Source organism: Vibrio sp. S234-5, from assembly GCF_000960595.1.
In the GTDB taxonomy this organism is placed as follows: Bacteria; Pseudomonadota; Gammaproteobacteria; order Enterobacterales; family Vibrionaceae; genus Vibrio.
Genome location: NZ_JZAM01000037.1, coordinates 1 through 6682 on the forward strand (window position 1 = coordinate 1; position 6682 = coordinate 6682).

The window sequence follows — 6682 nt, forward strand, 5'->3', positions numbered from 1 at the left end:
AGAGCGAGCAATATTGAGCAGCTCACACTGGCGCTTTATCGGCAATGGGGTGGATTTAACCAGCGAACTCTTTCGCTGGGCTCGGTCTAACGACCGAGCACTTTGGCCAAAAAATCATTTTCCATGGTCAATTGACCGATCTTGGCGTGAAGTTTGTCCACTTCTTCGGAATTCTCTTTTCCTGTGTGATTTTCGGTGGCAAAAATCATGGCTGCGTTTTCAAGCAGCTCCTTTTTCCATGTCGAGATTTGGTTAGCGTGCAGGTTGTATTTCTGAGCTAACTCAGCGACGGTTTTATCGCCTTTAGCGGCATCGAGTGCCACCTTAGCTTTAAACTCAGGAGAGTGGTTTCTACGTTTTCTAGTCATAATCTGTCCCTGTATTGTTGGGTACTATCAAAACAGATCGACCACTTAAAGTCATGTCCGAAAATCGGGGGCCACTTCTTCCATCCAGTGGTGTCTGAAAGTGTTACAGTTCATGTTGGATTAACGGGAACCTAAGCTCTCCATCATGCCATGGTAGGAAATGGCGTGTGAGTGCCCGTAGCGGAGCATGGATCGTATTCAGGCAAACATGGCGAAACGGTTGGCTGCGCTGCGGGTCGGCAATTGCATTAAGTAGACCGAAATGAACCTGTTTTAAATAGATCTCGAATCACAAAGTCCTCTTGTACGTTTTCTTAAACTTAGATAATCCGACGCTAAAGGCGCAGAGCACTATTAGGCTATCGGCATATTCATTTCTAACTGTTTGAGGACATACTTGAGAATGCCTCCCGAGTTGAAATATTCTAGCTCCTTTGGATTATCGATGCGTGCAATAACGGGAATGATATGCTCTGAACCTCGGTCGGTTACGACGATAATGTTTAGCTCTAGTAAGGGCTTAAGAGATTCATTTGGCGCGATAAAAACCGTCTCATTACCTTCTAGGACGAGTGCATCGAATTCACCTTGTCTCGTTAGTTGCAGTGGCAATACGCCCATACCGACCAGATTACTGCGATGAATCCGTTCAAAGGATTCCGCGATGACCGCTTTTACATTCAATAACAAACATCCTTTTGCAGCCCAATCCCGGCTAGAACCTGAACCATAGTCTTTGCCAGCAAATATTACCAACGGGACGTGAAGCTCGATTGACCTTCTGCTCGCGTCGAAAATAGGTATGACTGGAGGAGCATTTTCAGTCGTCGACATGTTACAGTTATCCAGTTTGGTATCGCCGTAATATCGCGTGACACCGCCTCTGGTCGGGAAGGCGATTTTGTTTTCCAAACGTATATTGGAAAAAGTCCCACGAACCATGACGTGATGATTTCCTCGGCGTGCTCCGTAACTATTGAACTCTTCTGGGCGAATGTTTTTTGAAAGCAAATAATGACCCGCCGGACTATGTTCTGAAATGCGCCCCGCGGGTGAAATATGGTCGGTTGTAATTGAATCCCCTAAAATGGCTAGTATACGCGCTGATTCAACAGGAAAAGTCGGCGGTGGTATTTCCAAAAACGGAGGGCGTTGTATGTACGTGGAGTATTCGTCCCATGGGTAGCAGGGACTGTCTTTCATCGACAATTGTTCCCAGCTTTCATCACCTTTACTAATGTTGTCGTAGCTCAATCGAAAGTGGCTCTTATCTACTTGATTCAGCATTTCATTCAGCATGGTTTGGCTTGGCCAAAGATCTCTTAAATAGACAGGTTCATTGTTATCATTGATAGCAATCGGGTCGTTTTCTAAGTCAATACAGGTCGTGCCCGCTAACGCGAACGCGACGACTAATGGCGGCGAGGCAAGCCAGTTTAGGTTAACAGAGGGGTGTATTCTGCCTTCAAAGTTTCGATTGCCTGATAGTACTGCCGATACGTTCAGGCTTCTCTCCAAGATCTCGGTTTCAAGATTCTTTTTCAGTGGGCCAGAGTTACCAATGCATGTTGTGCAGCCGTATCCAACTCGGTTAAATCCCAATAGGTCGAGGTAATGTTGCAGGCCCGTATCATTAAGATATCGAGCGACAGTTAATGAGCCGGGTGCGAGAGAAGTCTTGACATAGCTAGGAACGGACAACCCTTTTTTTACTGCTGCCATAGCAACCAGCCCCGCCGTCAGCATAACAGCAGGGTTCGATGTGTCAGTGCATGAGGTGATGGCTGCAATGACAACATCACCATGCTTTAAGTGTCTAGATGAGCCTGACGGGTCTGAGTTTGAGGCACCTTCTATAGAACATTGATCAAGAGTCGCTTGTTTAATTGCACTGATGTTGAGTCTATCTTGAGGTCGTTTGGGGCCTGCTATTGAAGTGACAATTGCAGATAAATCCACTACAACATCTTCATCATACTCAGGTGAGAAGCTGTTTGTATCCCACCATAGCTCTTGCTCTTGAGCGTAAGCACGCACTCGCTCGATCAGTGATGAGGGGCGGTTTGTCAGCGTTAAATAGGCAATTGTGTTTTTGTCAATCGGGAAAAAACCACATGTAGCGCCATACTCTGGAGCCATATTGGCAAGCGTAGCACGGTCTGCCACAGATAAGTGCGCTAAGCCACAACCATAGTACTCAACGAATTTACCAACCACTCCGTGGGACCTTAACTTTTCTGTAATCGTTAAAACCAGATCAGTTGCAGTAACCCCTGGACGCAATTGTCCGTCAAGACGCACGCCGACAACACGTGGAACAGCGATATTGATCGGCTGACCTAACATTACGGCTTCAGCTTCAATGCCGCCGACTCCCCAACCAAGCACGCCTAACCCATTTACCATAGTCGTGTGGCTGTCGGTTCCTATAACAGTATCTGGTGTTAACACTCCATTTTCGTCTACACGAACAACGTGTGATAGATATTCCAGATTCACTTGATGGCATATGCCCTTACCAGGCGGTATCACGGTCAAGTTACGGAAATTTTTTTGTGCCCATTTTAGGAAGGTATAGCGCTCTCTATTTCGTGTCATTTCATGTTCACGATTCGTATTTATTGAGGACTCTGAACCTGACTGATCAACAATCAACGAGTGGTCTATGACAAGATCTACCGGACACTGGGGCGTGACATGGCTCGGATCCCCGCCAGCTTGTACAACCGCATCTCTGATAACGGCCAGATCGACCAAAGCAGGTATCCCGGTATAATCCTGCATCAGTACTCTGCTAGGATAGAAACTAAACTCTGATGAGTTACCGTTGTGCTCTGAATTGAGCGTCGTATTTTTAAAGAACAATGCTCCTATAATCCGAGATGATTCATTTAAATCAGAGGTTTGACGCATGACATTTTCAATAAGAAGACGTTTAGTAAACGGAATTTTGGACAGGATTACCTGATAATCTTGAGCAACTTTTTTTAATGACCAGTATATATATTCAATGCCTTTTATATTCAGTGATTTTCGATATTTTTGGCGCCATGTATTTTCGTTGGTAGGTATCATGATCTATTTCCTTTCAATGATGTCTTATCCTTATAAAATGAGCGTTCTGGCATATAGATATTTTCTGGTATACTTTTGTTTTCCATCCAAATCGTTTTAATCAACTGCAAATCTATAACCTAAAGGGAGTAGATTTGGAGTTCCAAACGAAGGACGAAGTTAGACTGGACTTTTGCAATCAAATAATAGCTGGACTAAAAAGTGAAGGTAAAGCTTTTGATTAGTATGCCTCCAAGCGTATCTAGATGAGAGGGACATTTGGTGCTTTTGGACCTTCCTCAACGGGCCCAACTTCAAAGCTGACTTTTTGTCCTGCCAATACAGTCTTAAACCCATTAGAGCAAACTGAAAGGAAATGAGCAAAAGTATCTATTCCATCAATATATTTGGTGATAAATCCAAAGCCTCTATTCTCATTAAGCCATTTAATCATTTAACTGTTCCAGTTTCTCTGTCAGATATATATACCTCGGCTTATTCCATAGGTTACGCTCTGATAACTAGAGTTATTTCATAGTCACTCAAGAGATCTGTCGCAGAAGTTAAACGATAAGTTCAAAAATTACTGTTAAAGGAAACTTGTTTTATAATGGGAAATAACTCAAATTTGCGGAGCTACGTTAAGTATAGGCCTTAAATTGAAAATAGTCAGTTTAGTCCTCGGTCATATTTTAATTTGGTGCAACGAGCAGGTATTTGCCCTCTTTCTAATAATTCGCGATTTGCTAGTTTAGCTAGTGCTACAACTCACTTTTGTCCGTGTGACCTAAAGTCGTATGAAGCGTCTCTCCTCATTCCCGTTACCACGCAAACAAGTCGAGCATCTATTTACTCTCCTTTCTATACCATGAAAGACTGACGCAAAGCTTTTTGATAGGATACCTGGCGATAGAAGGAAAATGCCTCTGTGGTGCGGTCAGTTTTAAAAATAGAGGAGCCATTACCCAACTTGTATCAGTGTCACTGCTCTAAATGTCGCAAGCTGTCAGGCTCTTCATCTGATACTGCGAACTTTTTAGATAGAGATCAGTTTAAATGGCTTAGTGGTCTTGATGTGATCCAGTCATATCGAATGGAGTCTGGCTATCGTTCGGATTTTTGCCAAAAATGCGGCAGTAGCGTTCCGTATTTGATGGACAACCAAAAACAGTATTGGGTACCCGCTGGATTGCTTGATGAAGCTGGTGATGAGAGAGTCGTAGCCCAGTTGTATGTTTCCAACAAAGCAATGTGGGACGAGATCGGCGGACAAGGAACACAGTTTGCAGCAATACCGTCGATGAAGGAGTTAAATCAGTTATTGCAAATCAAGAGAAATTCATAGAAAGCACACTTGAGTTATCTGCAACTTAGCCTGTTGTCAGCTATCTTGTACTTAAGAAGAAAGTAGTACTCGCCTGTCTGTTTACTACATATGAGATGAGTTGACAACTTTCTAAGTATTGAAAGTGGTGCTCATGATGTTGTCGGCGCCTTTTTATTAGCTTTACCAATATGAGTGTGAAGTGTTATTGATGAATTAACTCGCAATCTCCAGTAATATTCACAACTTACGTAGCAATTTTAGGTCAGAACGAGAAGTGTCAACGATTAAAATTACTGTAGATCGTATTCAGCCTGGATTACATATACGTCTGCCATTGAAGTGGAACGAACACCCCTTCCTGTTTAATAGTTTCAAAATTAAAGATCAGGAACAGGTCGACATGATTCGCCACCTCGGCGTGAAGTACGTCTATCTGAATGTGAGTCAGAGTGATACACAGCCTCTTCCTGCCAATCAAACCGCAAGTCACGATGAAAGCCAGTCAGATAAACTGGATGTCGAAACCAAAAAATTATGGAGTGAAAAGCAAAAGCGCATTGAAAAACTCAGTTCATATCGACGCCGTGTGATTCAATGTGAGAAAGAGTTCGAGCGTTCATTGGCAAGAATGCGCTCCGTCATGACGAAGATACGTAATCGGCCGATGGATGCGGTTGATGAAGCAAAACAGCTCATTGACGATATTGTTGAAAAACTTATGAGTGATGACAATGTCACTTTGCATTTGATGAGTGGGAAGAGTGAATTTGAAGACATCTATTTTCATTCACTTAACGTATCTGTGATCGCTATGATGATAGGCCGAGCGAAAGGCTTTGATGCTGAGCGTTTGAAAGAGCTCTCTTTTGCCGCTCTTTTTCACGATATTGGCAAAATTAAAGTGCCCTCAGCGATCATCCGTAAGCAGACACCTCTGACCGAGCCCGAGTTTAACTATCTCAAGTTGCATACTAAATACGGTGTTGATTTGGCGAGTACCATCGGCGACTTCCCTGAAAGTGCCAAGTTAGTGATAGCACAGCATCATGAGATGAACGATGGCTCGGGTTATCCTGAAGGACTAAAAGGTGCAGACATTGATGAACTCACTCAAGTGATTGCCGTTGCCAATGCTTTTGATAACTTGTGCCACCATAACGTGCAGGCGGAGCAAAAGATACCTTATACAGCGCTTTCCTTCTTATATAAGAACTGTAAGCATCTTTATAATGTTGAGAATCTTAGCATTTTGATCAAATTCATGGGGGTATTCCCTCCGGGCACGGTCGTTCAGCTTTCCAATAACATGGTTGGTTTAGTTATTTCGGTGAACGCATCTCATCTCCTTTACCCAAATGTACTGGTCTATGATCCTACTGTGCCTCGAACGCAGGCTCCGATCATCGATCTTGCCGATAAAGACATTAAGATTATCAGTGCTATTCACCCCAGCAAATTACCTGAAAAAGTGAAAGAGTACCTGAATCCTAGATCGCGGATCTCTTACTTCTTTGATAGTGATGACTAGTTATCCACAAGGTTTTGTGAATATCCTCTGTGCAAGCTGAATATAAATTAAGAGAAAATGGGCGTTTGAGTGAATAATGTTCGCTTAAGCGTTTTTTTATCAAAAAACGCGATTTTTCACTTGCCAAGAAAAAAGCGTTCCCTATAATGCGCATCCACTGACACGGCAGACGCCACAAGGCTTCAGCAGTACAGTAAGAGGGTAAATCTTCTAAAGAAAGAAATTTGAAAAAGTGTTTGACTCTTCAAATTAACTCGCTAGAATTCACCTCCGCTTCGAGAGAAAAGCTTCTCAAAAAGCAAGCTCTTTAACAATATAAACCTATCAATCTGTGTGGGCACTCGTTGATGATAATCCAAAAGATTTATCAATGAACTGAGTGACCAATTTGATACTTCGGTATCG

4 protein-coding genes and 1 pseudogene are annotated in these 6682 nt (G+C 43.0%); 2 read left to right on the plus strand and 3 right to left on the minus strand.

Features of this window, described 5'->3' with window-relative positions; all coding sequences use genetic code 11:
* From UF06_RS01110 to UF06_RS01120, 3 genes and pseudogenes are all read right to left on the minus strand, one after another.
* A pseudogene (locus UF06_RS01110) lies at positions 1-368 on the minus strand (transposase); the annotation flags it as partial.
* A gap of 354 nt (positions 369-722) precedes the next feature.
* Complete coding sequence (gene acnA / locus UF06_RS01115; RefSeq protein ID WP_045568803.1) at positions 723-3443, minus strand: aconitate hydratase AcnA; 2721 nt, start codon at positions 3441-3443, stop codon at positions 723-725.
* 241 nt (positions 3444-3684) lie between these two features.
* Positions 3685-3876 (minus strand): cold shock domain-containing protein, encoded by a 192-nt coding sequence (locus UF06_RS01120; RefSeq protein ID WP_045568804.1) that lies wholly within the window; start codon positions 3874-3876, stop codon positions 3685-3687.
* Between the two features lie 474 nt (positions 3877-4350).
* Here UF06_RS01120 and UF06_RS01125 point away from each other — a divergent pair, with 474 nt between their 5' ends.
* A complete protein-coding gene (locus tag UF06_RS01125) occupies positions 4351-4767 on the plus strand; it encodes a GFA family protein (RefSeq protein WP_052702488.1) in 417 nt (138 codons plus the stop codon).
* A 256-nt stretch (positions 4768-5023) separates the two neighbouring features.
* Positions 5024-6277 carry an HD-GYP domain-containing protein gene (locus UF06_RS01130; RefSeq protein WP_045568805.1) on the plus strand — a complete coding sequence of 418 codons (1254 nt, stop codon included), beginning with the start codon at positions 5024-5026 and terminating at the stop codon, positions 6275-6277.
* The last annotated feature ends 405 nt before the right edge of the window (positions 6278-6682 follow it).

Bases quoted from the DNA above. Each gene is read 5' to 3' on its own strand.
- UF06_RS01120 (WP_045568804.1), bottom strand. From the start codon at position 3,876: ATGATTAAATGGCTTAATGAGAATAGAGGCTTTGGATTTATCACCAAA.
- acnA (WP_045568803.1), bottom strand. From the start codon at position 3,443: ATGATACCTACCAACGAAAATACATGGCGCCAAAAATATCGAAAATCA.